We start from the raw sequence: 26113 nt of genomic DNA, 5'->3' as shown, positions 1-26113 counted from the left end.
GAGGCCGGCCGGGTGGCGTCGCGGACCGTCGAGGGCCGCACCGTCATCCCGGCGCCGACCTCGCCGGCCTCGCCGAGTCCCTGGCTGACCACCCGACCGGGAACGGACCCGGGCCTCGGCGGTGAGCGCGCGCAACCGGCTCACCGGCATCGTCACCAAGGTCACCAAGGACAAGGTCATGGCCCAGGTGGAGCTGATCTGCGGCCCCTACCGGATGGTCTCGCTGATGTCCTCCGAGGCCGCCGACGAGCTCGGCCTCGAGCCGGGCGTCACCGCCATCGCCTCCGTCAAGTCCACCAACGTCGTCGTGGAGCGCCCGTGAAGAAGTGCCTGCCCGTCCTCCTGTCCGTGCTCGGCCTGGTGCTGCCGCTGTCCGCCTGCGGGGGCGGCGACGACTCGCAGGCCGGGTCCGACAAGACCCTCACGGTGCTGGCCGCTGCCTCCCTCACCGAGACCTTCACCGACCTCGCCTCGCAGTTCGAGAAGGAACACCCCGGCGTCGACGTGAAGCTGGCCTTCGACTCCTCCGCCACGCTCGCCAGCAGGCGGTGGACGGAGCACCAGCCGACGTGCTCGCCACCGCCGACACCGCGACGATGGACAGCGCGAAGTCCGCGCAGGCGCAGGGGGCGCAGGACTTCGCGACCAACACGATGGTGCTGGTGACCCCGAAGGACAACCCCGCGGGCATCAAGACCTTTGCCGACATCGACAGGAGCGGGGTCGCCTACGTCGCCTGCGTCGACACCGCACCCTGTGGCAAGGTCGCCGCCGCGCTGATGAGCGACAACAAGGTCAGCTCCAGGCCGGCCAGCCTGGAAGTCGACGTGAAGTCCGTCCTCGCCAAGGTGACCAGCGACGAGGCCGACGCGGGCTTCGTCTACACCACCGACGCCGTGGCCGCGGGCGACCAGGTCGACACCGTCGAGATCCCGCACGCCGCCGACGAGATCACGACGTACCCCATCGCGCCGCTGACCCAGTCCGAGAACCCCGACCTCGCCCGGCAGTTCGTCGACCTGGTGCTCTCCGACCAGGGCCAGCAGGTGCTGCGGGACGCCGGCTTCGGGAAGCCGTGACGACCCGGGCCGACGCGCGCCGCGCTCGCGCGAGCACGTTGGGCCGGCCACCCCTGGTGCTGGTGGTCCCGGGAGGCATCGCCGCCGCGCTGCTCGTCCTCCCCCTGGTGTCGCTGGTGCTCGACACCCCCTGGGGCGGCTTCCTCGACCAGCTGCGCACGCAGGCGGTCCGCGACGCGCTGCGCATCACCGCGCTGGCCTCGGCCGTGACTGTCGTGGCCTGCCTGCTGCTCGGCACCCCGCTCGCCTGGCTCCTGGCGCGGGTCGACTTCCGCGGCCGGGCGCTGCTGCGCGCCGCCGTCGCGGTCCCGCTGGTCCTGCCGCCCGTGGTCGCCGGCGTCGCCCTCGTGAGCGCGCTGGGCCGCAACGGCCTGCTCGGGTCGGTGCTGCGTGACACCACCGGGGTGACCCTCCCCTACACCACGACCGCGGTGGTCATCGCGCACACGTTCGTCTCGATGCCGTTCTACGTGCTCAGCGTCGAGGGCGCCCTCCGCGCTTCCGGGGAGCGGTACGACGTGGTGGCCGCGACCCTGGGCGCCGACCGGTGGACCACCTTCCGCCGGGTCACCCTGCCCCTGGCGATGCCCGGAGTCCTGGCCGGGTCGGTGCTCGCCTGGGCGCGGTCCCTGGGCGAGTTCGGCGCCACCATCACCTTCGCCGGCAACTACCCCGGCACCACCCAGACCATGCCGTCGCTGATCTACCAGACCCTGCAGGCCGACCCGGAGGTCGCCCGGACCCTGAGCATGATCCTGCTCGTGGCCTCGGTCGCCATCCTCGCCGCCCTGCGCAACCGATGGCTGACGGCGCCGTGAGCACGGCGAGCACCGCCGGACTGACCGCCCACATCCTCGTGCCCGACCGCCTGGACGCGCACCTCGTCGCCGCGCCGGGCGAGGTGATGGCGGTCATCGGCCCCAACGGGGCCGGCAAGACCACGCTGCTGCGCGCGCTCGCCGGGCTGGTGCCGATGGCAGGCTCGCTCACCGTCGCTGGCAGGTCCTGGACCGACCCGCCGGTGCTGGTGCGCGACCGCAACGTCGGCCTGGTCTTCCAGGACCAGTCGCTCTTCCCGCACCTGAGCGCGCTCGACAACGTGGCGTTCGGACTGCGCGCCCGCGGCGTCCCGCGCGCCGGCGCCGAGGCGACGGCCCGGTCTTGGCTGGCCAGGTTCGGGATCGCGGAGCTGGCCGCACGGAGACCCCGCGAGCTGTCGGGCGGGCAGGCGCAACGGGTCGCCATCGCCCGCGCGCTGGCCCCCGACCCCGCCCTGCTGCTGCTCGACGAACCCTTCGGCGGCCTCGACGTCGGCGTCGCAACCACCCTGCGCGTCGAGCTGGCCCGCCACCTCGCGTCGTACGCCGGGATCGCGCTGCTGGTCACCCACGACGCCCTCGACGCGCTCACCCTCGCCGACCGGGTGCTGGTGCTCGACGAGGGCCGGGTCGCCCAGACGGGCAGCCCCCAGGAGGTGGCCGCCCGTCCGCGGACCGACCACGTGGCACGGCTGGTGGGCCTCAACGTGATCCGCGAGGACGACGTCTTCCGCTCCTTCAGCCCCAGCGCGGTCACGGTCTCGCTGGGACAGCCGGAGGGCTCGGCCCGGCACCGGTGGCGCGGCACGGTGGTGAGCGCGGCGCCGCACGGCGACGCCGTACGCATCCTGGTGGCCGCGGACCGCGAGCTGATCGCGGACGTCACCCCCGCCGCCACCGCCGAGCTCGGACTCGTGCCGGGACGTGAAGTCTGGCTGTCGGTGAAGGAAACTGCCGTTCGGACCTACGCACGGGCCCCGGGGTGACCGTTACCATCGCGCCATGACCCCGCTGAGCGTCGCCCCTGAGTCACCCGACCGCAACCTCGCCCTGGAGCTGGTGCGTGTCACCGAGGCCGCGGCCATGGCCGCCGGACGGTGGGTCGGCCGCGGCGACAAGAACGGCGCGGACGGGGTCGCCGTCAACGCGATGCGCGTGATGATCTCCACCATCGGCATGCGCGGCACCGTCGTGATCGGCGAGGGCGAGAAGGACAACGCGCCGATGCTCTTCAACGGCGAGGAGGTCGGCGACGGCACCGGACCCGAGTGCGACGTCGCGGTCGACCCGATCGACGGCACCACGCTGACCGCCAAGGGGATGACCAACGCCGTCTCGGTGCTCGCCGTGTCGCCGCGCGGCTCGATGTACGACCCCTCCGCGGTGTTCTACATGGAGAAGCTGGTGGCCGGCCCCGAGGCCGCCGACGTCGTCGACATCCGCTACCCCGTGGCCGAGAACATCCACCAGGTGGCCAAGGCCAAGGGGTCGCGCCCCGAGGACGTGACCGTCGTGCTGCTCGACCGGCCGCGCCACGCCGCGCTCGTCGACGAGATCCGCGCGACCGGCGCGATGATCAAGTTCATCACCGACGGCGACGTGGCCGGCGCGATCATGGCCGCCCGGCCCGAGACCGGCATCGACCTGCTGCTCGGCATCGGCGGCACCCCCGAGGGCATCATCACCGCCTGCGCCATGAAGGCGCTCGGCGGCGTCATCCAGGGCCGGCTGTGGCCGCAGGACGACGACGAGCGGCAGAAGGCGCTCGACGCCGGCCACGACCTCGACCCCGACCACGTCCTGCACACCGACGACCTGGTGACCGGTGACGACTGCTTCTTCGTCGCCACGGGGATCACCGACGGTGAGCTGATGCGTGGCGTCCGCTACCGCGCCGGCGGCGCCACGACCCACTCGCTGGTGATGCGCTCGCGCAGCGGCACGATCCGCTCGATCACCTCGGAGCACAAGCTGCAGAAGCTACGCGCTTTCTCCGCGATCGACTTCGAGGGCTGAGTGCTCCGCGTGGCGGCGCAGCGCGCCGACCACGTGGTCCATCACCCGCGGGTCGACGGCCATGCCGACGTGTGACGTGGTGACCTCGACGGGCACCGCCAGCGGGTCCACGCAGGCACGCCAGTCGACGATGCCGTCGCGCCGGGAGTAGATCGCGGTGAACGAGACGCCGTCCGGGACCGGCTGGCGGCTCTCCTCGAAGCTCTGCCGGGCGCAGGACCCGGCCACGCACTCCTCGGCCATCAGCCCGGGCACCCCGGCCCTGCTCAGCCGGACCAGCAGCTCGACGCTCGCGGTCAGGGAGGAGTGATGCGCCGCCGGGGCCAGCATGGGGCTGCCCATCGTGACGATGCCCGAGACCAGGTCGGGACGGCGTACGGCGAGCCCCCGCGCCAGCATCCCGCCCAGGCTGTGCCGACGATCTGCACCCGGGAGCCGCGCCGCAGCGCGATCGACTCCAGGCGGGTCTCCAGCTGCGCGGCGGCGTTCAGGGTGCAGCCGATGTTGGCGTGGATGTGGGAGCGGTAGGTCCGCAGGCCGTGCCGCCGCAGGGTGCGCGCCATGAAGGCGAGGGAGCCGTCGCCGGCGAGGAAGCCCGGCACCAGGATCACCGGGTCGCCGGTGCGGGCCGCGGCACGGGCCGAGTAGGGGGTGCCGGCCCGGACGCGCCGATCGGCCACCGTCCGGGCGGCGAGGCGACCGGCCTCCGAGAGCAGGCTGCCCTCCCGCAGCACCGCAGCGGCCCGAGGTCGTTCGAAGCCCTCGGGTCGCAGGAAGGAGGCCAGCGTGGAACCGGTCACAAGCACCGACGGTACGGCCAAAGGTCCCGAATGTCGCCGGTCGTTGCCCAATTGTGGCCCAGATGGGGGATCGGGTACCGAGATTGTGCGGTGATCTTCATTGAGCGGTGATGTTGACTGTGGCCATGTCGTCCAGCACGCACCCGAAACCCGACGTCGTGGTGTCCGGGGAGCTGTTCGCCCCGGTCTCCCCCGGCATCGAGCTGTGCTACCAGACCTTCGGCGACCCCGACGACGAGCCGCTGCTCCTGGTGATGGGGCTCGGCGGCCCCATGATCTGGTGGGACCCCGACCTGTGCCGGATGCTGGCGGCGAGCGGGTTCTACGTCATCCGCTACGACAACCGCGACACCGGGCGCTCCAGCCGGGCTCCGGGCCGGGTCAAGCGGTCGACCCTCGTCCGGGCCTTCGCGGGCGGCCGGGTGCGCGTGCCGTACCGCATGGCCGACCTCGCCGGTGACGCCTTCGGCCTCCTCGACCACCTCGGCATCGAGTCCGCCCACGTCGTCGGCGTCTCGATGGGCGGCATGATCGTGCAGACGATGGCGATCTCCCGGCCCGCGCGGGTCCGCTCGCTGACCAGCATCATGTCGACGACCGGCAAGCGCACCGTGGGCTGGCAGCACCCCGCCGTGATGCCCGCCATGATCGCCTCGCGCGGCGTCGGGCGCGAGGCGTACGTCAAGGCCAGCACCACCATGTGGCGCCTGATCGGCTCCCCGGCCTACCCCCAGACGCGCGAGGAGGTCGAGCGGGAGGCCGTGGAGACCTACGACCGCGGGGTGAGCGCGTCCGGGGTGATGCGCCAGATGCTGGCGATCCTGACCCAGCCCAACCGCAGCCAGGCGCTGCGCAGCCTGCGGGTCCCGGCCCTGGTGGTCCACGGCCTGGCGGACAAGATGGTGCACGTGTCCGGTGGCCGGGCCACCGCCGCCGCTATCCCCGGCGCCGAGCTGCTGCTGATCGACGGCATGGGCCACGACCTCCCCCGGGAGCTGTACGAGACCTTCACGCTGGCGATCCGGCGGACCGCCGACCGCACCCCCCGTTGAGCTGGGCCGTCTTCGGATGTGAGTCGGGCATGAATCGGGCCCCGCTCCCCCTGACCGGAGGAACGAGGCCCGACTCGAGGCCGAACGAGGCCCAACTCAACGGATGTCAGTCGCTGAGGCGCTCACCCGTGTCGGTGTCGAACACGTGCACGTTGCGCGGGTCCGTCGTCACGTGGATGGTCTCGCCCTTGCGCACCGAGTCGCGGGCGCTGACCCGGACGATGATGTTGTTGGGCGTGCCCTCCACACCGCTCGTGCCGTAGACGAACGCGTCCGCGCCGAGCTCCTCGACGACGGTCACCCGCACGGGGAGGCCGCCGTCGTTCTCGCCGACCATCCGCCAGGCCTCGGGCCGGACGCCGACGGTGATGTTGCCCCGCATCTTCCTCGAGGCGGTCGGGTCGACCGGGACGAGGTAGTCGCCGATCTTGGCCTGGCCGTCGACCGCGGTGGCCTCGAGCAGGTTCATCTGCGGGGAGCCGATGAAGCCGGCGACGAACAGGTTGACCGGCTTGTCGTAGAGGTTCAGCGGGGTGTCGACCTGCTGCAGCTCGCCGAGCTTCATCACCGCGACCCGGTCGCCCATCGTCATCGCCTCGACCTGGTCGTGGGTGACGTAGACGGTGGTGACGCCGAGGTCTGACTGGAGCTTGGCGATGTCGGTGCGGGTCTGCACGCGCATCTTGGCGTCGAGGTTCGACAGCGGCTCGTCCATGCAGAAGACCTGCGGGTTGCGCACGATCGCGCGGCCCATCGCCACGCGCTGCCGCTGGCCACCCGACAGCGCCTTGGGCTTGCGCTCGAGGTACTCCGTCAGGCCGAGGATCTGGGCGGCCTCCTCGACCCGCTTCTGCCGCTCGTCGGCGGGCACCTTGGCCATCTTCAGGGCGAACGCCATGTTCTCGGCCACGCTCATGTGCGGGTAGAGCGCGTAGTTCTGGAAGACCATCGCGATGTCGCGGTCCTTGGGTGCGGTGTGCGTGACCTCGCGGTCGCCGATGTAGATCTTGCCGGCGTTGACCTCCTCCAGGCCCGCGAGCATGCGCAGGGACGTGGACTTGCCGCAGCCGGAGGGTCCCACGAGGACCATGAACTCTCCGTCGCGGATCTCGAGGTCGAGACCCGGCACCGCGGGGACATCGGCCCCGGGATACCAGCGCTGGGCGTTCTCGAAGGTGACTGTTGCCATGGTTGAGCTCCTTCACCGGCAGGTACGTGCCGGACGATCCGTAGTGAAGTGACGGCCGTCACCCTAGCGGCCGCCTCTCCCGTCCGGGACGGCGGTCGAAGCCGGATCGCAACCCTCCACCAGTGGACAAAGGCCCTACCCTCGGACTAGGAGTGACGTAGACCACATACAGGGAGGGCGTATGAAGCATCCGCCGAACACCGGGAGGAGGTCGCGACGGCACCGCCGCCGGGGCCTCGCCGCAGCAGCATGCCTGGTCACGATCTCGGGCCTCCTAGCCGCCTGTTCCAGCAGTGGCTCGGGCAAGACCCAGCTCGTCTGGTACATCAACCCGGACTCCGGCGGCCAGGCCAAGGTCGCCGCCAACTGCAGCACCGACCAGTACACGATCACCACCCAAGTGCTCCCGCAGGACGCCAACGAGCAGCGCATCCAGCTGGCCCGACGGCTAGCCGCGCAGGACTCGGGCATCGACATCATGAGCATCGACCCCCCGTTCACCGCGGAGTTCTCGAACGCCGGCTTCCTGGCTCCACTTCCGCAGAGCCTGCAGGACAAGCTGAGCCAGCAGTCGTTCAAGAGCGCGACGGACGCGGCGACGTGGGACGGCAAGATGGTGGTGGCGCCGTTCTGGTCCAACACCCAGGTGCTCTGGTACCGGAAGTCCTTCGTGCAGAAGGCCGGCATCGACATGAGCAAGCCGGTCACCTGGGACCAGATCATCAACGCCGCGGCGGCAAACGGCGGCAAGGTCGCCGTCCAGTCCAACAAGTACGAGGGCTACGTCGTGTGGATCAACGCGTTGATCTCCGGCGCCGGGGGTGAGATAGCGACCGACACCACCAAGGGCCTCGACATGAAGCTCGAGATCAACTCCCCGGCAGGCGAGAAGGCCGCGGCGGTCATCGAGAAGCTCGCCCACTCCTCCGCCGCGCCCGCGGACATGTCGGTCGCCCAGGAGGGCCAGGCAGGCACCACCTTCGCCACCCCGCAGGGCTCGTTCATGGTCAACTGGACCTACATCTACAACAACTACGAGGCGACCGACCCGGGCTTCAACAAGGACATCGGCTACACGCGCTACCCGGAGACCGTCCAGGGCGAGCCCTCGCGACCGCCGTACGGCGGGATCGGGCTCGGCGTGAGCGCCTACTCCAACCACGTGGACCAGGCCATGAAGGCCGTCGAGTGCCTCACCAGCCCCGAGAACCAGGAGGTCAACGCCGAGATCACCGGCAACATGCCCGCCAGCCAGGCCGGCTATGAGGCCAACGGCAATGCCCTCCAGAAGATCTACCCCGCACCCCTGCTGAAGCTCTTCCAGCAGAGCCTCGACGAGGCAGCGCCCCGCACCAGGACGCCGTACTGGAGCGATATCTCCGGCGGCCTCCAGTCCACGTGGCACCCACCGTCGGGTGTGAGCTCGTCGACACCGGCCACATCACAGACGTTCATCGACAACGTCCTCCACGGAAGGAGCCTGCTGTGACCACCTCGACGGCGACCGTCGCCACGCCCAAGGCAGGCGGGCACACGGGCCGCAAGCCGATGAGCGACCGAAGCTCGGCCGAGAACCGACTGGGCCAGAAGCTCGTCGCTCCTGCAGTCATCGTGATGCTGCTGGTGACCGCCTGGCCGATGCTCCAGGCGCTCTACCTCTCGATGTTCCGGTACCGGCTGACCACGCCGAACGACAAGGAGTTCATCTGGTTCAGCAACTACGGCACGGTGCTGGGTGACAGCCTGTTCTGGAAGGACACCGTCAACACGGTGATCATCATGGTGGTGACCGTGGCTGTGGAGCTGGTCATCGGGTTCGCCTTCGCCATGGTGATGCACCGCATCGTCTTCGCCCGCGGGGCGATCAGGACCTCGATCCTGATCCCCTACGGCATCATCACGGTGGTCTCGGCGTACTCCTGGCAGTTCGCGTTCAGCATCAACAACGGGTACGTCAACTCGTGGTTCTCGTGGCTGCCGTGGGTCTCGGCGGACACCAACTGGTTCGGCTCCCACTGGCCGGCGATGTTCGCGATCATGGTCTCCGAGATCTGGAAGACGACCCCGTTCATGTCGCTCCTGCTCCTCGCCGGTCTCGCGCAGATCTCCGAGGACATGATCGAGGCGGCCCGGGTCGACGGCGCCACCTGGTGGCAGCGCCTGTGGAAGGTGGTCCTGCCGAACATGCGGGCCGCGATCATGGTGGCCGTGCTGTTCCGGGCGCTCGACGCCTTCCGGATCTTCGACAACATCTTCGTGATGACGCGGGGCGCGCAGGACACCGAGTCCTCCTCGTTCCTGACCTACCGGCAGGTCATCAACCAGTTCCAGCTCGGCCTCGGTTCGGCACTCTCGGTGCTGCTGTTCCTGACCGTGCTCCTGCTGGCCTGGCTGATCGTCAAGCTGTTCCGGGTCGACCTGGCCCAGGCGAGGGGTGAGTCCTGATGAACGAGCGTCGGAACAAGATCGCCACCTGGGTGGGCTTCATCATCATCCTGGTCTGGTGCCTGCTCCCGGTGGTGTGGATCATGTCGCTGTCCTTCAAGGGTCCTGGCGAGACTGCCGCCGGCAGTCCGCACTTCCTGCCACAGCACTGGACCATCCAGAACTACCGCGACGTGCTCGGCTTCGGGAGCGTCACCCCGGGCCAGGAGAACACCAACAACGACTTCCTCGCCGCCCTGCGCAACTCCTTCGGGATCGCGGCGATCTCCACCTTCCTGTCGGTGATCTTCGCGACACTGGCCGCCTACGCGATCGCCCGCCTGGACTTCAGGGGCAAGCGATTCGTGCTCTCGCTTGCGCTGGCGATCGCGATGTTCCCGGTGGTGGCGCTGGTCGGGCCGCTGTTCGACCTGTGGCGGACGCTGCACCTGTTCAACACCTGGCCGGGGCTGATCATCCCCTACATGTCGTTCACGCTGCCGCTGGCGATCTGGACGCTCTCGGCCTTCTTCCGCGAGATCCCGTGGGAGATGGAGCAGGCAGCACAGGTGGACGGGGCGACCTCTTGGCAGGCGTTCCGGAAGGTGATCGTGCCGCTGGCCGCGCCCGGAGTGTTCACGGCCGCGATCCTGACCTTCTTCTTCGCGTGGAACGAGTTCGTGCTGGCACTCTCGCTGACGTCCACGACCGCCTCCCGGACGGTGCCTGCGCAGCTGTCGTTCTTCGTGGGACCCGACCCGTTCAACCCGCCGTACGGGCTGCTGGCCACCGCCTCGGTCGTCGTCACTATTCCCATCATCATCATCGTCCTGCTGTTCCAGCGAAAGATCGTCGCCGGCCTCACGTCCGGCGCAGTGAAGGGTTGAGGTCATGGCTGTCATCGACATGCAGAACATCGTCAAGAAGTACGGCGACGGCTTTCCCGCCGTGAACAACGTCAGCATCGACGTGAAGGACGGGGAGTTCATGATCCTCGTCGGGCCGTCCGGCTGTGGGAAGTCCACGCTGCTCCGGATGATCGTCGGACTCGAGGACATCACCTCGGGCGAGATGCTCATCGACGGCAAGCGCGTCAACGACCTGGCCCCACGCGACCGCAACCTCGCGATGGTGTTCCAGAACTACGCGCTCTACCCCCACCTGACCGTCTACGAGAACATCGCGTTCCCGCTGCGGCTGGCCAAGGTGCCCGACAAGGAGGTCGATGAGAAGGTCCGCGCGGCCAGCAAGACGCTGGAGCTGGACGAGCACCTCGAGCGCAAGCCGGGCAACCTGTCGGGCGGCCAGCGCCAGCGGGTGGCCATGGGCCGGGCGATCGTGCGCGACGCTGACGCGTTCCTCTTCGACGAGCCGCTCTCCAACCTCGACGCGAAGCTCCGCGGTCAGATGCGCACCGAGATCGCCCGACTGCAGAAGCGGCTCGGCATCACCACGGTCTACGTCACCCACGACCAGACCGAGGCGATGACGCTGGGCGACCGCGTCGCGGTGCTCAAGAGGGGCCTGCTGCAGCAGCTGGCCACGCCGCGGGAGCTCTACGAGAACCCTGGCAACCTCTTCGTCGCGGGCTTCATCGGCTCCCCTCCGATGAACTTCATGCCGGTGACGGTCGAGGGCACCACGGCCAAGCTGCCCTTCGGCGACGTGCAGATCCCGGCCGACAAGGCCGAGAACGCCGCCGGCCGTGGCCTGCTCATGGCCGGCATCCGCCCGGAGCACTTCGAGGACGCCTCGGTGATGACCGGGGACCGCGGCGGCGACACCTTCCGCGCCAGGGTCGACGTGGTCGAGTGGCTGGGCAACGAGGCCTACGCCTACATCCCGTTCGAGGCCCCGCCGGAGGTCCAGAAGCAGCTCCAGCAGCTGGAACGGGACCTCGACGGCGAGTCGCTGCGGACCCAGCTGGTGGTCTCGCTCGACGGGGCGAGCCGGATCAAGGAGGGCGACGAGGCGGAGATCTGGATCAACGCCGCCAAGATGCACCTCTTCGACCCGGCGACGGGTGAGAACCTCACCATCGACCGCGAGCACGCCGGGCGGGTCCCCGACATCGCGGAGGAGACCGCAGCCGTCTGAGCCACACCCTGCCCGGCGCGAGCCCCCACGGCTCGCGCCGGGCATCGGGCGGACCGCGGCCGTGAGTGTCCCGGTGCTGGACTAATCTGGCGTTCCGTGAGCAACGATCCGCAGTTCCGCTACTCCGACCTCCTCCCGACCGGAACGGACGACACGCCGTACCGCCTGGTCACGACCGAAGGCGTCTCGACCGTCGAGGTCGACGGGCAGACCTTCCTGAAGGTCGCGCCGGAGGCGATCCAGCGGCTGACCGCCGAGGCGATGCACGACATCGCCCACTACCTGCGGCCCGCCCACCTCGCGCAGCTCCGCAGGATCATCGACGACCCGGAGTCGTCGGGCAACGACCGCTTCGTGGCGCTGGACCTGCTCAAGAACGTCAACATCTCCGCCGGCGGCGTGCTGCCGATGTGCCAGGACACCGGCACCGCGATCGTAATGGGGAAGAAGTCCGAGGGGGTCATCACCGGCATCGACGACGGCGAGGCGATCTCGCGCGGGGTCTACGACGCCTACACCAAGCTGAACCTGCGCTACTCCCAGCTGGCGCCGCTGACGACGTACGACGAGAAGAACACCGGCACCAACCTGCCGGCGCAGATCGAGATCTACTCCACGCCGTCGAAGGACGGCAAGCCGGAGTACAAGTTCCTCTTCATGGCCAAGGGCGGCGGCTCGGCCAACAAGTCGTTCCTGTTCCAGGAGACCAAGGCCATCCTCAACCCGACGCGGATGCTGAGCTTCCTCGACGAGAAGATCCGCTCGCTCGGCACGGCCGCCTGCCCGCCGTACCACCTGGCGGTCGTCATCGGCGGCACCTCGGCGGAGTTCGCGCTCAAGACGGCCAAGTACGCGTCGGCGCACTACCTGGACAACCTGCCGACCGAGGGATCGATGTCGGCCCACGGCTTCCGTGACCTCGAGCTCGAGGAGGAGGTCTTCAAGCTGACCCAGTCCTTCGGGATCGGCGCGCAGTTCGGGGGTAAGTACTTCTGCCACGACGTGCGCGTGGTCCGCCTCCCCCGCCACGGCGCCTCGTGCCCGGTCGCGATCGCGGTCTCGTGCTCCGCCGACCGGCAGGCGCTCGGCAAGATCACGCCCGAGGGCATCTTCCTCGAGCAGCTCGAGACCGACCCGGCGAAGTACCTGCCCGACACCACCGACGAGCACCTCGACGACGACGTGGTGAAGATCGACCTGAACCGGCCGATGTCGGAGATCCTGTCGACGCTGTCGTCGTACTCCGTCAAGACGCGGCTCTCGCTCACCGGCCCGCTCGTCGTCGCCCGCGACATCGCGCACGCGAAGATCAAGGAGCGCCTCGACGCGGGTGAGGAGATGCCGCAGTACCTGAAGGACCACGCGGTCTACTACGCCGGCCCGGCCAAGACGCCGGAGGGCTACGCGTCCGGCTCCTTCGGCCCGACGACCGCGGGACGGATGGACTCCTACGTCGAGCAGTTCCAGGCCGCCGGCGGGTCGATGGTGATGCTGGCCAAGGGCAACCGCTCCAAGGTCGTCACCGAGGCCTGCCAGCCACGGCGGCTTCTACCTCGGCTCGATCGGCGGCCCCGCCGCCCGCCTCGCCCAGGACTGCATCAAGTCGGTGTCGGTGCTGGAGTACGAGGAGCTCGGCATGGAGGCGGTCTGGAAGATCGAGGTCGAGGACTTCCCCGCCTTCATCGTCGTCGACGACAAGGGCAACGACTTCTTCACCGACCCCTCCGGCGCCGTCACCGTCCCCATCTCCGGCCTTCGGGTCCGCTCCGCGGAGTAGCCCGGGGGAACGCTCGGCTGCCAACGTCATGCGAATCGTGGCCTCTGGGCCACGATTCGCATGACGTCCCGGACGGTTCAGGCCGCTTCACGGCGGTACCGGCCAGGGCCAGTCCCCGCTCGATCTGCGCGAAGAACTCGTCGGGGCACAGCCGAAGTCCCAGGAGGGGCAGTCGGAGAACCGTGTCGCCGGCGAGGGAGATCGAGTTCTGCCGCAAGGCGTCACCGACGACGTTCTCCGCCCAGGCGTGGTGGATCCCGTCGATCTCCACGACGAGCTTCCAGTGGTGCCAGTACAGGTCGAGGAAGTACCGGTTCTTCGCGTCTCGCCGGAGGACCTGACGGTCAGGGGGCGGCAGCCCACGACGTCTCAGCTCCGCGACGACATCCAGCTCGCCCAGGGAACGGGCACCATCGAGCAGGTCGTTGACCAACGCGTGCAGGAGCCCGCGCCTCTTGTCCCGCCTGATCCGCAGCAGCTCCTGCCCGATTGCCTGCGGGGTGGCGAGTCCCTGCTGGACCGCCATGCTCAGCACGAGCGCCGCCTGCCTGTCCGAGCGAGCCCAGAGCGCAGCCCGAACGGCGGCCACGGCCGGCTTCGTGCGCGGGACACCACCGAGCACCATGTCGTCCTTGCTCCACCGTCTCGTCTGCCGGATGTCGTAGAGCGTGGTGCGTCGGACTCGGGCCCCACGCGGCACCGAGACCCGGATGCGATCCACGGTGAAGCGCTTGAGGCCGCCGGCAGCCAGCGCCGCGGCTCCGTCCAGGCAGGCACTCGGCCCGCCCTGGAAGACGGCAGCCCACCAGTGCCCGTGATCCTCGAGCGGGCCGCAGTGCACGCACACGCTCTGGTCACCCACGGTCTGCCATCGTCGGGCGCGGACGTTCGCCACGACCTGCCACCGGGTCACGCCGGCGGCATACAGCTGTCGGCGCGACACGACACCGCCCTGCTCGGCGGCGAGCTCACTGACCGTCTGCAGCGGTTCGACGGTGTCTCCTGCCATGCGGGCAGCGTGCCGCCACTGCGGATCCCGCGAGCCGACTCCACTGGTGGCTGTGGAGGAGGCGTTCGGGGTGGTTGCCTGTGGACGTTCGACGGGCGCGACCTCCTGCCAACGTCATGCGAATCGTGGCCCCTGGGCCGCGATTCGCATGACGTTGCCCCCGGACCCGAGGATGGGCGCATGGAGTCCACGCAGTACGTCGAGATCGCGCGCGCCGAGTCCGAGCGCGGGGAGCTCGTGCTGCGCGAGCGCCGCGGTGACGGCGCACCGAGCGTGCTCGAGCTCCGGGCCAACGGGGTCTTCGTCATGGACACCCTCGAGACCAGCACCGAGCGCGCGCTCGCCTCGGCCGCTCTCGAGCTGGTGGACGACCCGGCGGCCGTGGTGGTGGCGGGGCTGGGCCTCGGCTACACGATGCACGAGGTGCTGGCCGACTCCCGGGTCCAGAAGTGCGCGGTCGTCGAGATCGAGCAGGCGCTGGTCGACTGGATGCGCGGCGGCACGATCCCGCACGGCCCGGCGCTGCTGGCCGACGAGCGGGTGTCCGTGGTCGTGGCCGACGTGGCCGTCGCGCTGGCCGAGGCGCGGCCCGCGTCGTACGACCTGCTGCTGCTCGACGTCGACAACGGCCCCGGCTACCTCGTCCACACCGAGAACGCCGACCTCTACCGCGCGCCGTTCCTCGCCGGGGCCCGCGAGGCCCTGCGGCCGGGGGGCGTGCTGGTGGTCTGGTCCGCCAACCCGGCGCCCGAGCTCGAGGACGCACTGCGCGAGGTCTTCGACGAGGCCGAGGCGCGCCCGTACGACGTGCTGCTGCAGGACCGCGACGAGCAGTACTGGCTCTACGTCGCCCGGGTGCCTCCGTCGGCGTGAGCGACCGGCGCTGAGGGCGGGACCGGGTCGGCCGGCCGCATCGAGGCGCGGTCCTCGTGGTCGCGGTTCCGGACCGCCTGGCGTATCTGCTCGAGGTTGTTGCGCAGCAGGTCCGAGACCAGCTCGTCGGTCCGCGGGTCGCTGAGCATCTCGACGATGACCCGGAGCACCGTCTCAGAGATCTCGGAGACCGCGGTGTCGTAGCCGGGCAGGCGGGAGACGAGCCGGACGTTCGGGTCGGCCCGCACCTTCTCGGCGACCATCGTCTTCAGCTCGTCGTGGTTCTCCAGCAGCGCATCGGAGATGTTCTTCGTGTAGTGACCGGTGCGGATGACCGCCGAGACCTCGTCCAGCACGATGATCGTCAGCGGCCGCTTGAGCAGCTCGAGCAGCCGCACCGCCAGCAGGCTCGCTTGATGGACCACCCAGGGCCGCCGCATCCCCAGCCTCACCAGCACCGCGCCGATGACCGCGGCCAGCAGCGAGCCACCGATCAGCACGGTGACGATGAGCAGCAACAGCCCGGGCGTGCTCAGATTGTCGTGCCACGGCATGGGCGCATCGTACGGACCAGCGGTGCTCCAGCGGTCGGCCGGACCCGTGGAGGGACTCGGCACGAGCAGTACTGACCGCACTTCGGACGGGTACGTTCAGATGCGTGAGCACTCCTGACGACAGCAGCCACGACGAGGGTGGATACCGCATCGAGCACGACTCGATGGGCGAGGTGCGGGTGCCGAAGGACGCGCTGTGGCGGGCGCAGACCCAGCGGGCGGTGGAGAACTTCCCGATCAGCGGGATGACGCTCGAGTCGCGGCACATCGCCGCGCTGGCGCTGGTCAAGGCGTGCGCGGCCCGGGTCAACAGTGAGCTGGGGGTCCTCGACGAGGAGCGGGCGGAGGCGATCGTGCGGGCTGCCGAGCAGGTGCGCACCGGCGACCTCGACGCGCACTTCCCCCTCGACGTCTTCCAGACGGGCTCCGGCACCAGCTCCAACATGAACATGAACGAGGTGCTCGCCAGCCTGGCCGGGCGCGCCGGGGTCGACGTGCACCCCAACGACCACGTCAACGCCAGCCAGTCGAGCAACGACACCTTCCCGACCTCGATCCACGTGGCGGCCACGCTCGCGGTGGTCGAGGACCTGCTGCCCGCCCTGGCGCGGCTCGAGCGGAGCCTGGCCGCGAAGGCCGAGGAGTTCGCCGGCCTGGTGAAGTCCGGGCGCACCCACCTGATGGACGCCACCCCGGTGATGCTCGGGCAGGAGCTCGGCGGCTACGCCGCGACGATGAGGTACGCCGCCGAGCGGCTGGACGGCGTGCTCCCCCGGGTCCGCGAGCTGCCCCTCGGCGGGACCGCCGTGGGCACCGGCATCAACACCCCGCGCGGGTTCTCCGCCAGGGTCATCGAGGTGCTGGCCGAGACGACCGGCCAGGAGTTCACCGAGGCGCGCGACCACTTCGAGGCGCAGGGCACCCGCGACTCCCTCGTCGAGCTCAGCGGGGTCCTGCGGACCATCGCGGTCGGCCTGACCAAGATCTGCAACGACCTGCGCTGGATGTCCTCGGGCCCCACGACCGGGCTGGCCGAGATCCACCTGCCCGACCTCCAGCCGGGGTCGAGCATCATGCCCGGCAAGGTCAACCCGGTCCTGCCCGAGGCGACCCTGATGGTCTGCACCCAGGTCATCGGCAACGACACCGCCGTGACCGTCGCCGGCGCGAGCGGCAGCTTCGAGCTCAACGTCGCCATGCCGGTCATCGCCCGCAACGTGCTGGAGTCGATCCGGCTGCTCTCCACCTCCTCGACCCTGCTCGCCGAGCGGTGCGTCGACGGGATCACCGCCGACGCCGAGCGGATGCGGCAGTACGCCGCGTCCTCGCCGTCGGTGGTGACCCCGCTCAACAAGTACGTCGGCTACGAGAACGCCGCGAAGATCGCCAAGCAGGCGCTGGCCGACGGGGAGACGATCCGCGAGACGGTGCTGAAGCTCGGGTTCGTGGAGCGCGGCGAGATCACGGAGGAGCAGCTCGACGAGGCGCTGGACCTCGACAGCATGACCCACCCGTGATCTCGCGCGCGGACCTCAGGAACGCGTCAGCTTCCGGCTGGTGAGGACCCAGGTCGAGGTGTTGCCCACCAGGTCCCGGCCGTTCGACTTCACGAGCAGCTGGCCCTTCGCCAGGTGCCGCAGCGGGCTCGACCAGGTGCCGGTCGCGGTCGGCGTCACCGCGGCGGCGCGTGCCTGCCGCCACGCAGCCTTCTTGCTCGCGGCCTTCACCCAGGTCCCGGTGGCCGGCCGGTAGCCGTACCAGCGCGTCCCCCGCTTCTCGACCGCCTTCACCCGGACGCCGGCCACACCGGTCTCGGCGTCCGTCGCACTGCCCTTGAGGGTGCGCGAGGACCGGACCGACCTGGCGTACCGCGGGGCCTTCAGGGTGACGGTGGGCGCCACGCTGTCGAGCGTCACGGTCACCACCGAGGCGTCGTACGTCGCGCTGTTGCCGGCCTCGTCGGTCAGCTCGACCTTCGGGGTGTAGCTGCCGGCCGCGGTGTACACGTGCTCAGCCGCGGTGCCGGTCGCCCACGTCGCGGCGGCGCTGCCGTCGCCCCAGTCGACGGTGCGCTTGATGTCGGCGGCCGCACTGAAGTCGCCGTCGGAGATGGCCTCCTGGGTGAGCGCGACGGTGGAGTACGACGCCCAGGCGCTGCCCGGACCGGCGGTGAAGGCCCCCGTGGGCGGGGCGGTGTCACCCGTGACGGCTGCCCCGAGCGGCAGGACCACCGAGTTGCCGACGGCGTCGGTGAGCGTCACGGTCGGGTGCCACAACCCGGTGAGCGGGTAGGTGTGGCCGATCTGGGTCCCGCCCGAGGGCCAGGTCTCCGCCGGCGTGCCGTCCTTCCAGTCCACGACCCGCGTGATGTTGCTGGCCGGGCTCGCGTCGTCGGACAGCGCCGTCTGGGTGACCGTCACGTTCCGTCCCACCTGCGCCAGGCCGAAGGAGCCCGTCGGCGCGGTCAGGTCCGGCATGACCTTGTCCACCGAGCTGCTCTGGCCGCGGCGGTTGTTGTTGTACGGCGTCACGGTGATGCGCACCGTCCTGCCTGCAGTGCTCACGACGGTGGCCTGCCACGACGTGTCGGTCACCGTGTCACTGTCCAGGACCGAGCCGGTCTGGTCGGTGGCCTTGACGCGGTACGACGTGGCGCCGGTGCCGGCGTTCCATGACGCCGGCAGCAGGTAGGCGGTCGCCGGCTTGGTGACCGCACCGACGGCGAGCTTGCTGACCTTGCCCGGGCGCGCCGGTGGCTTCGCCTCGGCGGAGGGGCCACTGAAGGCGGCCACCGCGGTCAGGATGAGCGCCGCCGACAGGGCGACGCGGCGCGACTGTGCGCGCAGGACGGACGTGGACATGTTCCCCCCAGGGTCATCGATCACGATTCGAGGACCCCGAGCGTCCTGTCAGTGACCGTACGGACCACGGAGCAGCCGTGTGCGTCCTTTGGGGGTTGATGGCTCGTCTGACCGAGATTCGGTACGCCCGGCGGCCTGCCGCCACCCGAACGTGCCACTTGGGATGACCCGTGCGGGCCATGTCGGGAGGTCGGACGGAGGAGGAGCTGCAGACCGGGCCGGCGCGGAGGACCGCCGGCTCAGTACCAGTTGTGGCTCTCCTTGAAGGCCAGCGCGCCGCAGGGCGAGCCGTAGCTGTCGCGGATGTAGCCGAGGCCCCACTTGATCTGGGTGGCGGGGTTCGTCTCCCAGTCCGGCCCGGCGGAGGCCATCTTGGAGCCGGGCAGCGCCTGCGGGATGCCGTACGCGGACGAGGTCGGGTTGTCGGCGTCGACGCGCCAGCCGCTCTCACCGATCCAGAGGCTGTCGAGGCAGCTGAACTGGTCGGAGGAGAACCCGAACTGCGGCAGGAGGGCCCGCGCGATGTCGCGGGGGTCCTGGCTCGCGATGTTCTCGTGACGGGTGATCGCCGGGCTCTCACCGGTGGAGAGGGCGGCCTGCTTGACCGGGTCGGTGGCCTGCCGGCGGTCCGCCGATCGCGAGGTGACCTCGCGGCTGCGGTCCGCGACCTGGCTGGCGGTCAGCGGCTTCGGGGTGGGCGTCACCGTCTTGCCGAGGTCCGCGGCAGCGTTGGTCACGCTGGACGGGGTCGACAGCATGCCGCCGGAGACGGCGACACCGGTGGCGGCAACGGCCACCGAGGAGAAGACGATGCCGTTGCGCAGCGCCTTCTTGGGTGCTTCCTTGACGATCGTGGTCGACGGGGCCTGGCGGTGTTTCGGGACGTACTTCTCACGCTTCGGCACAGGGGATCTCACGGGGGTAGACAACTCGGGGGCGACCCTCTGCGACCGAGCCCTCACGCTGTTTCCCACGCAAGGTCACGAGAAGATCACGAGCCACCTTGCACGACGGGCTACGTGAGGGCAAACCGAACGGCCCAAATTGGGGGGACTTTTGGGGGAAACGTGGTCCAGATCTCGTCACATAAGCCACATGAGTCACACAAACCTCAAAAACCACAGTGGCCCCGCATCAAATCGATGCGGGGCCACCAATTCGTGCCAGCCCGGACGGGCTAGTCCGAACGCGCAGGTCTACAGCGTGACGTGCTCCAGCATCTCGGTCACCAGGGCCGCGATCGGCGACCGCTCGGACCGGGTCAGCGTGACGTGGGCGAAGAGCGGGTGACCCTTGAGCTTCTCGATCACGGCCACCACGCCGTCGTGGCGGCCCACCCGCAGGTTGTCGCGCTGCGCGACGTCGTGGGTGAGCACCACCTTGGAGTTGGCCCCGATCCGCGAGAGCACGGTGAGCAGCACGTTGCGCTCCAGCGACTGGGCCTCGTCGACGATCACGAACGCGTCGTGCAGCGAGCGCCCGCGGATGTGGGTGAGCGGGAGCACCTCGAGCATCCCGCGGTCCAGGATCTCGTCGATGACCTCCTTGGACGTCATCGCACCCAGGGTGTCGAAGACGGCCTGTCCCCAGGGGACATCTTCTCCGACTCCGAGCCGGGCAGGTAGCCGAGCTCCTGGCCGCCGACGGCGAACAGCGGGCGGAAGACGACGACCTTCTTGTGCTGGCGCCGCTCCATCACCGCCTCGAGGCCCGCACACAGGGCCATGGCGCTCTTGCCGGTGCCGGCGCGGCCGCCCAGCGACACGATGCCGACCTCGGGGTCGAGGAGCATCTCGAGGGCGATCCGCTGCTCTGCGGAGCGACCGTGGATGCCGAACGCCTCGCGGTCCCCGCGCACCAGGTGCACCTGCTTGTCCGGGCCCACACGGCCCAGGGCCGTGCCCCGCTCGGAGAGCAGCACCAGCCCCTGGTGGCAGGGCAGGTCGCGCGCCTCCGCCAGGTCGAGCGTGCCGTCGTCGTACAGCTCGTCCAGCTCGGAGGCCGCCACGTCGAGCTCGGCCATCCCGGAGTAGCCGGTGTCGGAGTCGGAGATCGCCTCGGCGCGGTACTCCTCGGCGTCGAGCCCGACCGCCGAGGCCTTGATCCGCAGGGGGAGGTCCTTGGAGACCAGGGTGACGTCGTGTCCCTCGTTGGCGAGGTTGCGGGCGACGGCCAGGATCCGGGTGTCGTTGTCGCCCAGGCGGAAGCCCGAGGGCAGCGACAGCGGATCGGTGTGGTTGAGCTCGACCCGGATCGTGCCGCCCTCGTCCCCCACCGGGACCGGCTCGTCGAGCCGGCCGTGGACGACCCGCAGCTCGTCGAGCATCCGCAGGGCGGTGCGCGCGAAGAACCCCAGCTCGGGGTGGTGCCGCTTGCCCTCCAGCTCGGTGATCACGACCACCGGGAGGACGACCTCGTGCTCGGCGAACCTGCGCAGGGCCCCGGGGTCTGCCAGGAGGACGCTGGTGTCGAGCACGTAGGTGCGGACGGACGGTGCGCTGGAGGTGGCGCGCTGGGTGTTCTGGTTCTTCTTGGCCTGCGACGGCACGATGTCACCCCTCACGGGACGGCGCGCGCACTCCTCGCCCCGGCCCTAGTTCACGCTGGTGGACCGAGGGACCCGAAGGCCGGAGTGCCGGCCTCCGATCGCACGACAGGGGTCTTCCTGTCCTGCGGTGCAGTCGTGAACGCTCACGAGCGGGCCTCCCGATACGGAGAGCTTCCCCACTCCCCGATATGCCGAACGTACGCCTCGTACCCACTCGAGCACGACGACACGCCCGAACGCGCGGGTGAACTCGACGTTGCGGTCCGATGACGCCTGGCGGCCCCGGTCGGGCCTGCGGCCAGGGCGCCGCTAGGAGCCGTAGCGCCGGTCCCGCTGGGCGTAGGCACGGATGGCGCGCAGGAAGTCCACGCGCCGGAAGTCGGGCCAGTAGGCCTCGCAGAAGTAGAACTCGCTGTGGGTGCTCTGCCACAGCAGGAAGCCGCCGAGCCGCTGCTCCCCGGAGGTGCGGATCACCAGGTCGGGGTCGGGCTGGCCCTTGGTGTAGAGGTGCTCGGCGATGTGGTCGACGTCGATGACCTCGGCCAGCTCCTCGAGCGTCATGCCCTTGCCGGCCTGCTCGTGCAGCAGCGAGCGGACCGCGTCGGCGATCTCCCGGCGGCCGCCGTACCCCACGGCGACGTTGACCAGGATCCCCTCGACGTCCCGGGTCGCCTCCTCGGCGGCCTTGAGCCGCTCGGCGGTCGAGGCGGGCAGCAGGTCGAGCGCGCCGACCGGGTGCAGCCGCCAGCGCTGCTCGTCGGCCAGGGAGGCCACTGCCTCCTCGATGATCTGGAGCAGCGGCTGCAGCTCGGCGGCCGGCCGGTTCAGGTTGTCGGTCGAGAGCAGCCACAGGGTGACGTGCTCGATCCCTGCCTCCTCGCACCAGCCGAGCAGCGGCTCGATGTTCGCAGCCCCGGCCCGGTGGCCGTGCGCGGTGTCCGCCCCCACGGCCTTGGCCCAGCGGCGGTTCCCGTCCAGCATGACCCCCACGTGCTTGGGGAGCCGGTCACTGGGCATTCGGCGCAGCATTCGTGCCTCGTACGCCGGGTACAGCACCCTCCTGAGCCCACGCTTCCAGTCCGCCACGCCTCGATGCTACCGGCGCCGAGGCCCCCCGGTGTGCGGCCGTCGCTCACCCATGTGGGGGAGGCATCCCCCGTTCTTCACCCCCCGACCCGCTACGGTCGGACCATGAGCAACACGATGAGCGGGGCTATCCGGCACGGTCTGGACAACCTCGGCGAGACCCTCGAGGAGGTGAAGCCGAGGCTGCGAGGCTGGCTGCACCTGGGCATCGCTCCGCTCACGCTCGCCGCCGGCATCGTGCTGATCGCGCTCTCGCCGGACGACAAGTCGCGGATCGGGTCGATCGCCTTCATCGGCACGGCGTTGATCCTGTTCACGGTCTCCGCGATCTACCACACCGGCACCTGGTCGCCGCGGGTCTGGGCGTTCCTGCGCCGCTTCGACCACGCCAACATCTTCCTGCTCATCGCCGGCTCCTACACGCCGTTCAGCCTGCTGCTGCTCGAGGGCGAGGAGCGGGTGTGGCTGCTCTCCACGGTGTGGGTGGGCGCCGTCCTGGGCGTGCTGTTCCGGGTTTTCTGGACCGACGCCCCGCGCTGGCTCTACGTGCCGATCTACATCGCCATGGGCTGGGCAGCGATCTTCTTCATCCCCTCGTTCCTCGACGGCGCCACCAAGCTCGGCGTCGGCGTCGGCATCGCGATCTTCACGATGATCTGCGTCGGCGGCGCGCTCTACACGATGGGTGGGGTCGTCTACGGCTTCAAGCGGCCCAACCCCTGGCCGCGCTGGTTCGGCTTCCACGAGGTGTTCCACAGCTTCACGATCCTGGCGTTCGTCGCCCACTACGTCGGCGTCTCGCTGGCGGTCTACTCCCTGCGCTCCTGACTGGCCTGCGCTGACCGCAGCCCGCCTACCGGCGGGCCTAGCGCTTGGGGATGGTGGTCCCCCGGCCGTGCAGCATCGTGATCATCTGACCGAGCTGCTGCTCCGCCTTCTCGGTGCGCGTGAACGAGGTGAGGGTCAGCAGCGGCTTGAACCGCTGCCGCGCGATCGCCTTCGGGTAGGTGAACTCCTTCAACCCGTCCGCCCCGTGGATCCGGCCGAACCCGGAGTCGCCGATGCCGCCGAAGGGCAGGCTGGGGATCGCCGCGAACGTGATGACGCCGTTGATGGCGGTCATGCCCGACCGGATCCGCGCCGCGATCTCCATGCCGCGCTCCTTGGCGAACACCGTCGACCCGAGGCCGTAGCGGGTCGCGTTGGTCCGCGCGATCGCCTCCTCCATGTCCCGCACCTTCGCGACCGTGACCGTCGGGCCGAAGGTCTCCTCCTGGACCGCCAGCGAGTCCTCCGGCACGTCGACGAGGATCGTCGGCTGCACGAAGCGCTCCCCCACCGCGTCCACCCCGCCGAGGACGGCGTGGCCGCCCCGGTCGAGCGCGTCCTGGATGTGGCTGCGGATGACGCCGAGCTGCTTGGGCATCGTGATCGGCCCGATCTGGGCGCCTGAGGTCGCGTCCGCACGCAGCCCCCGGGCCTTGTCGAGCAGGGCGGCGAGGAAGTCGTCGTACACGCGCTCGTGGACGTAGACGCGTTCCACGCCGGTGCAGGTCTGTCCGGCGTTGGCGCAGGCGCCCCACAGGGTGGCGTCCGCGGCGGCGTCGACGTCGGCGTCCGCGTCGACAATGACGGCGTCCTTGCCGCCCGCCTCGATGACGACCGGCGTCAGCGTCTCGGCGCAGGCGGCCATCACCCTCTTGCCGGTGGCGGTGGAGCCGGTGAAGGCGACCTTGTCGACGCCTGCCCGGCACAGCGCCGCGCCGGTCTCCCCGAACCCGGTGACGACCTGGAGCACGGGGTGCCCGACGGTCTCGAGGAAGGTCTGGGCCAGCCACTCGCCCACGCCCGGGGTGTACTCGCTCGGCTTGAAGACCACGGCGTTGCCGGCCGCCAGGGCGTAGCCGATCGAGCCCATCGGCGTGAAGACCGGGTAGTTCCAGGGGCCGATCACGCCGATCACGCCGAGCGGGAGGTACTCCACCGTGGCCGCCTGGTTGGACATCACCAGGCCGGAGGACACCCGGCGGCGCTTGAGCACCTTGCCGGCGTGCCCGGCGGCCCAGGCGAGGTGGTCGATCGCGAGCGCGGCCTCGAGCGTCGCGTCGCCGTGCGGCTTGCCGGTCTCGCGGTGCATCAGGTCGGCCAGCTGGGCGACCCGACGGGTGATCACGCCCTTCCACGCCGAGAGGTGCCGGTCGCGCTCGTCGTACGACAGGGCCGACCACCAGGCGCCGGCCTCGCGCGCCCGCGCCACGGCCGCCCGGACCTCCTCCTCCGAGTGCACCGGGTGGGTGCCGACGACGTCGCCGGTGGTGGGGTCGAGCGACTCGAAGGTGGTGACACGGTTCTCGGTCTGGGTCATCGCGACATCCTGATCTCGTCGGCCGCCTTCTCGGCGAGCATGATGGTGGGGGCGTTGGTGTTGCCGCGCGGCACCGCCGGCATCACGGAGGCGTCGACGACCCGCAGGCCGTCCACGCCCCGGACCCGGAGCGAGGCGTCGACGACGGCGTCCTCCCCCGAGCCCATCGCACAGGTGGCGACCGGGTGGTAGAGCGTCTGGGCCCAGGTCCGGACGTGCTCGACGAGCTGCTCGTCCGACGGGTTGTCGGGCAGGTTCCACGGCCGGTCGAGGTAGCGGCTGACCGCGCCCTGCGTGCACATCTCCCACGTACGCCGCGCACCCGCCAGCAGCGCGTCGAGATCGGTCTGGTCCTCGAGGTAGGCCGCGTCGATGGCGGGGTGCCAGGTCGGGTCGGCGGACCGGAGCCGCACCGAGCCGCGGCTGGCGACCGACACCAGCGTGGGTGCGGCGGTGAACATCCGGCTGGTCGGCTCGTGGAGGCCGTTGTCGTAGAAGCCGGACGGGGCCGCGTGGATCTGGATGTCGGGGGCGGCGAGCCCGTCCCGGCTGGAGAAGAACGCACCGGACTCACCCACGTTCGATGCGAGCGGCCCGGTGCCGCGAGCCTTCCAGCGGGCGAAGTTGCGCAGGTTGTTGAGCTGGGCCAGGTCGGTGATGCCGCGGGTGTACCAGAGCAGCGGCACGACCGGGTGGTCCTGGAGGTTGGCGCCCACTCCCGGCACGTCGGCCCTGGTCTCGATCCCGACCTCGGCGAGGTGGTTGCCCGGACCGATGCCCGAGAGCATCAGCAGCTGGGGGCTGTTGATCGCACCGCCGCAGAGCAGCACCTCGCGGGTGGCACGCACCGTGTGCTCGGCGCCGGCCTGCCGGAACGTGAGCCCGGTGGCCCGCTCCCCCTCGAGCTCGACCCGGCAGGCGAGCGCCCCGGTGGCCACGGTGAGGTTGGCCCGGTCCCGGGCAGGCTTGAGGTAGGCCTCGTTGGTCGACCAGCGGCGCCCGCCCTTGCAGGTCACCTGGTAGAGGCCGGCCCCCTCCTGCTCGGCTCCGTTGAAGTCGTCGGTCGGCTTCAGCCCGGCGCTGACCGCGCTGTCGACGAAGGCGTGGCTGAGGTCGTGGGTGTAGCGCCGGTCCTCGACGTGCAGCGGACCGCCCTGGCCGTGGAACGGGCCGCCGAGCCGGGCGTTGTCCTCGGCCTTCCTGAAGTAGGGCAGGCAGTCGTCGTAGCTCCAGCCGGCCGCGCCGTACTGGTCGCGCCAGGAGTCGTAGTCGGCGCGGTTGCCCCGGATGTAGATCATCGCGTTCATCGAGGAGCAGCCGCCGAGGGCCTTCATCCGCGGCCAGTAGGCGCGGCGGTTGTGCAGCTGCTTCTGCTCGGTGGTCGTGTAGTTCCAGTCCCAGCGGGTCTTGAACAGGCTCGGGAACGCCGCCGGGATCATCACCTCGTCGGCGTCGGCCTCGCCGCCGGCCTCGAGCAGCAGCACCCTCGTCCGGGGTCCTCGCTCAGCCGGGCCGCGAGCACCGCACCCGCGCTCCCGGCACCGACGATCACGTAGTCGTAGCTC

Annotated in this window: 24 protein-coding genes and 2 pseudogenes; 15 read left to right on the top strand and 11 right to left on the bottom strand. The window is 70.2% G+C overall.

What is annotated here, in order from left to right:
* The first annotated feature begins 121 nt into the window (after window positions 1-121).
* The 6 genes from H0S67_RS24555 to glpX are packed head-to-tail and all read left to right on the top strand — an operon-like array spanning window position 122 to window position 3913.
* Complete coding sequence (locus H0S67_RS24555) at window positions 122-322, top strand: TOBE domain-containing protein (protein WP_246355166.1); 201 nt, start codon at window positions 122-124, stop codon at window positions 320-322.
* Window positions 319-666: a molybdate ABC transporter substrate-binding protein gene (locus H0S67_RS23180; RefSeq protein WP_219635499.1), complete on the top strand. Its 348-nt coding sequence runs from the start codon at window positions 319-321 to the stop codon at window positions 664-666. The genes H0S67_RS24555 and H0S67_RS23180 overlap by 4 nt, the downstream gene beginning before the upstream one ends.
* Window positions 597-1079: an extracellular solute-binding protein gene (locus H0S67_RS05730; RefSeq protein WP_246355165.1), complete on the top strand. Its 483-nt coding sequence runs from the start codon at window positions 597-599 to the stop codon at window positions 1077-1079. The genes H0S67_RS23180 and H0S67_RS05730 overlap by 70 nt, the downstream gene beginning before the upstream one ends.
* On the top strand, window positions 1076-1897 hold the full coding sequence (locus H0S67_RS05725) for an ABC transporter permease (protein WP_180935792.1): 822 nt from the start codon (window positions 1076-1078) through the stop codon (window positions 1895-1897). The genes H0S67_RS05730 and H0S67_RS05725 overlap by 4 nt, the downstream gene beginning before the upstream one ends.
* The gene (locus tag H0S67_RS05720) at window positions 1879-2883 is read left to right on the top strand and encodes an ABC transporter ATP-binding protein (RefSeq protein WP_180935791.1); all 1005 of its coding nucleotides are present in this window, start codon (window positions 1879-1881) and stop codon (window positions 2881-2883) included. Before H0S67_RS05725 ends, H0S67_RS05720 begins: the two co-directional genes overlap by 19 nt.
* A gap of 16 nt (window positions 2884-2899) precedes the next feature.
* Window positions 2900-3913 carry a class II fructose-bisphosphatase gene (gene glpX, locus H0S67_RS05715; protein WP_180935790.1) on the top strand — a complete coding sequence of 338 codons (1014 nt, stop codon included), beginning with the start codon at window positions 2900-2902 and terminating at the stop codon, window positions 3911-3913.
* Here glpX and H0S67_RS05710 read toward each other — a convergent pair.
* Together H0S67_RS05710 and H0S67_RS05705 are read right to left on the bottom strand one after the other, a co-directional pair.
* Entirely contained in the window at window positions 3878-4243 is a 366-nt protein-coding gene (locus tag H0S67_RS05710) for a hypothetical protein (protein ID WP_180935789.1), read from the bottom strand. The genes glpX and H0S67_RS05710 overlap by 36 nt on opposite strands.
* Window positions 4210-4713 carry an esterase/lipase family protein gene (locus H0S67_RS05705; RefSeq protein WP_180935788.1) on the bottom strand — a complete coding sequence of 168 codons (504 nt, stop codon included), beginning with the start codon at window positions 4711-4713 and terminating at the stop codon, window positions 4210-4212. Before H0S67_RS05705 ends, H0S67_RS05710 begins: the two co-directional genes overlap by 34 nt.
* A 125-nt stretch (window positions 4714-4838) precedes the next feature.
* Here H0S67_RS05705 and H0S67_RS05700 point away from each other — a divergent pair, with 125 nt between their 5' ends.
* Window positions 4839-5765 (top strand): alpha/beta fold hydrolase, encoded by a 927-nt coding sequence (locus H0S67_RS05700; RefSeq protein ID WP_180935787.1) that lies wholly within the window; start codon window positions 4839-4841, stop codon window positions 5763-5765.
* Between the two features lie 106 nt (window positions 5766-5871).
* On the opposite strand, the gene H0S67_RS05695 is transcribed toward H0S67_RS05700, so the two are convergent.
* Window positions 5872-6954, bottom strand: a complete 1083-nt coding sequence (locus tag H0S67_RS05695) for an ABC transporter ATP-binding protein (protein ID WP_180935786.1) — start codon at window positions 6952-6954, stop codon at window positions 5872-5874.
* Window positions 6955-7135: 181 nt separating this feature from the next.
* Between H0S67_RS05695 and H0S67_RS05690 the strand changes: the two genes are divergently transcribed.
* From H0S67_RS05690 to H0S67_RS05670, 5 genes and pseudogenes are all read left to right on the top strand, one after another.
* Window positions 7136-8443: an extracellular solute-binding protein gene (locus H0S67_RS05690; RefSeq protein ID WP_180935785.1), complete on the top strand. Its 1308-nt coding sequence runs from the start codon at window positions 7136-7138 to the stop codon at window positions 8441-8443.
* Window positions 8440-9399, top strand: a complete 960-nt coding sequence (locus H0S67_RS05685) for a carbohydrate ABC transporter permease (RefSeq protein ID WP_246355164.1) — start codon at window positions 8440-8442, stop codon at window positions 9397-9399. The genes H0S67_RS05690 and H0S67_RS05685 overlap by 4 nt, the downstream gene beginning before the upstream one ends.
* Window positions 9399-10265: a carbohydrate ABC transporter permease gene (locus tag H0S67_RS05680; protein ID WP_180935784.1), complete on the top strand. Its 867-nt coding sequence runs from the start codon at window positions 9399-9401 to the stop codon at window positions 10263-10265. Before H0S67_RS05685 ends, H0S67_RS05680 begins: the two co-directional genes overlap by 1 nt.
* Before the next feature lie 4 nt (window positions 10266-10269).
* Complete coding sequence (locus H0S67_RS05675) at window positions 10270-11475, top strand: ABC transporter ATP-binding protein (RefSeq protein WP_180935783.1); 1206 nt, start codon at window positions 10270-10272, stop codon at window positions 11473-11475.
* A 261-nt stretch (window positions 11476-11736) separates the two neighbouring features.
* Window positions 11737-12951: pseudogene (locus tag H0S67_RS05670) on the top strand (fumarate hydratase); the annotation flags it as partial.
* Window positions 12952-13208: 257 nt separating this feature from the next.
* Here H0S67_RS05670 and H0S67_RS27835 read toward each other — a convergent pair.
* Window positions 13209-13778 carry a DUF559 domain-containing protein gene (locus tag H0S67_RS27835; protein ID WP_425489921.1) on the bottom strand — a complete coding sequence of 190 codons (570 nt, stop codon included), beginning with the start codon at window positions 13776-13778 and terminating at the stop codon, window positions 13209-13211.
* Window positions 13779-14441: 663 nt separating this feature from the next.
* Between H0S67_RS27835 and H0S67_RS05660 the strand changes: the two genes are divergently transcribed.
* Entirely contained in the window at window positions 14442-15134 is a 693-nt protein-coding gene (locus H0S67_RS05660; protein ID WP_180935781.1) for a spermine/spermidine synthase domain-containing protein, read from the top strand.
* On the opposite strand, the gene H0S67_RS05655 is transcribed toward H0S67_RS05660, so the two are convergent.
* Window positions 15104-15688 (bottom strand): hypothetical protein, encoded by a 585-nt coding sequence (locus tag H0S67_RS05655; RefSeq protein WP_180935780.1) that lies wholly within the window; start codon window positions 15686-15688, stop codon window positions 15104-15106. The genes H0S67_RS05660 and H0S67_RS05655 overlap by 31 nt on opposite strands.
* Window positions 15689-15792: 104 nt before the next feature.
* On the opposite strand from H0S67_RS05655, the gene H0S67_RS05650 reads away from it, so the two are divergent.
* Window positions 15793-17205 (top strand): class II fumarate hydratase, encoded by a 1413-nt coding sequence (locus tag H0S67_RS05650; RefSeq protein ID WP_281368962.1) that lies wholly within the window; start codon window positions 15793-15795, stop codon window positions 17203-17205.
* Window positions 17206-17220: 15 nt separating this feature from the next.
* Here the strand turns inward: H0S67_RS05650 and H0S67_RS05645 are convergent, their stop codons facing one another.
* The 4 genes and pseudogenes from H0S67_RS05645 to H0S67_RS05630 form a co-directional block, all read right to left on the bottom strand.
* Window positions 17221-18549: a PKD domain-containing protein gene (locus tag H0S67_RS05645; protein WP_180935779.1), complete on the bottom strand. Its 1329-nt coding sequence runs from the start codon at window positions 18547-18549 to the stop codon at window positions 17221-17223.
* A 239-nt stretch (window positions 18550-18788) separates the two neighbouring features.
* Window positions 18789-19466, bottom strand: a complete 678-nt coding sequence (locus H0S67_RS05640) for an aggregation-promoting factor C-terminal-like domain-containing protein (protein WP_246355163.1) — start codon at window positions 19464-19466, stop codon at window positions 18789-18791.
* A gap of 279 nt (window positions 19467-19745) precedes the next feature.
* Window positions 19746-21097, bottom strand: a pseudogene (gene phoH2 / locus H0S67_RS05635) (RNA 5'-3' helicase PhoH2).
* 309 nt (window positions 21098-21406) lie between these two features.
* Complete coding sequence (locus tag H0S67_RS05630; protein WP_180935778.1) at window positions 21407-22183, bottom strand: isoprenyl transferase; 777 nt, start codon at window positions 22181-22183, stop codon at window positions 21407-21409.
* A 105-nt stretch (window positions 22184-22288) separates the two neighbouring features.
* Between H0S67_RS05630 and trhA the strand changes: the two genes are divergently transcribed.
* Complete coding sequence (gene trhA, locus H0S67_RS05625) at window positions 22289-23011, top strand: PAQR family membrane homeostasis protein TrhA (RefSeq protein ID WP_180935777.1); 723 nt, start codon at window positions 22289-22291, stop codon at window positions 23009-23011.
* A 37-nt stretch (window positions 23012-23048) separates the two neighbouring features.
* Here the strand turns inward: trhA and H0S67_RS05620 are convergent, their stop codons facing one another.
* Window positions 23049-24548, bottom strand: coding sequence for an aldehyde dehydrogenase family protein (locus H0S67_RS05620; RefSeq protein ID WP_180935776.1), 1500 nt, complete (start codon window positions 24546-24548; stop codon window positions 23049-23051).
* Entirely contained in the window at window positions 24545-26032 is a 1488-nt protein-coding gene (locus tag H0S67_RS05615) for a GMC family oxidoreductase (protein ID WP_246355162.1), read from the bottom strand. Before H0S67_RS05615 ends, H0S67_RS05620 begins: the two co-directional genes overlap by 4 nt.
* Window positions 26033-26113 lie beyond the last annotated feature (81 nt).

Origin of the sequence: Nocardioides ungokensis (assembly GCF_013466985.1) — a bacterium.
Classification (GTDB): Bacteria; Actinomycetota; Actinomycetes; order Propionibacteriales; family Nocardioidaceae; genus Nocardioides; species Nocardioides ungokensis.
This window is presented reverse-complemented; position numbering and strand designations above follow the sequence as displayed.

What these genes read in the sequence shown, in the direction of transcription:
- H0S67_RS05730 (WP_246355165.1), top strand. Translation starts at nt 597, where the DNA reads ATGGACAGCGCGAAGTCCGCGCAGGCGCAGGGGGCGCAGGACTTCGCG.
- H0S67_RS05720 (WP_180935791.1), top strand. Translation starts at nt 1,879, where the DNA reads ATGGCTGACGGCGCCGTGAGCACGGCGAGCACCGCCGGACTGACCGCC.
- glpX (WP_180935790.1), top strand. Translation starts at nt 2,900, where the DNA reads ATGACCCCGCTGAGCGTCGCCCCTGAGTCACCCGACCGCAACCTCGCC.
- H0S67_RS05710 (WP_180935789.1), bottom strand. Translation starts at nt 4,243, where the DNA reads ATGCTGGCCCCGGCGGCGCATCACTCCTCCCTGACCGCGAGCGTCGAG.
- H0S67_RS05700 (WP_180935787.1), top strand. Translation starts at nt 4,839, where the DNA reads ATGTCGTCCAGCACGCACCCGAAACCCGACGTCGTGGTGTCCGGGGAG.
- H0S67_RS05695 (WP_180935786.1), bottom strand. Translation starts at nt 6,954, where the DNA reads ATGGCAACAGTCACCTTCGAGAACGCCCAGCGCTGGTATCCCGGGGCC.
- H0S67_RS05690 (WP_180935785.1), top strand. Translation starts at nt 7,136, where the DNA reads ATGAAGCATCCGCCGAACACCGGGAGGAGGTCGCGACGGCACCGCCGC.
- H0S67_RS05680 (WP_180935784.1), top strand. Translation starts at nt 9,399, where the DNA reads ATGAACGAGCGTCGGAACAAGATCGCCACCTGGGTGGGCTTCATCATC.
- H0S67_RS05675 (WP_180935783.1), top strand. Translation starts at nt 10,270, where the DNA reads ATGGCTGTCATCGACATGCAGAACATCGTCAAGAAGTACGGCGACGGC.
- H0S67_RS27835 (WP_425489921.1), bottom strand. Translation starts at nt 13,778, where the DNA reads ATGGCGGTCCAGCAGGGACTCGCCACCCCGCAGGCAATCGGGCAGGAG.
- H0S67_RS05660 (WP_180935781.1), top strand. Translation starts at nt 14,442, where the DNA reads ATGGAGTCCACGCAGTACGTCGAGATCGCGCGCGCCGAGTCCGAGCGC.
- H0S67_RS05655 (WP_180935780.1), bottom strand. Translation starts at nt 15,688, where the DNA reads ATGCCGTGGCACGACAATCTGAGCACGCCCGGGCTGTTGCTGCTCATC.
- H0S67_RS05645 (WP_180935779.1), bottom strand. Translation starts at nt 18,549, where the DNA reads ATGTCCACGTCCGTCCTGCGCGCACAGTCGCGCCGCGTCGCCCTGTCG.
- trhA (WP_180935777.1), top strand. Translation starts at nt 22,289, where the DNA reads ATGAGCAACACGATGAGCGGGGCTATCCGGCACGGTCTGGACAACCTC.
- H0S67_RS05620 (WP_180935776.1), bottom strand. Translation starts at nt 24,548, where the DNA reads ATGACCCAGACCGAGAACCGTGTCACCACCTTCGAGTCGCTCGACCCC.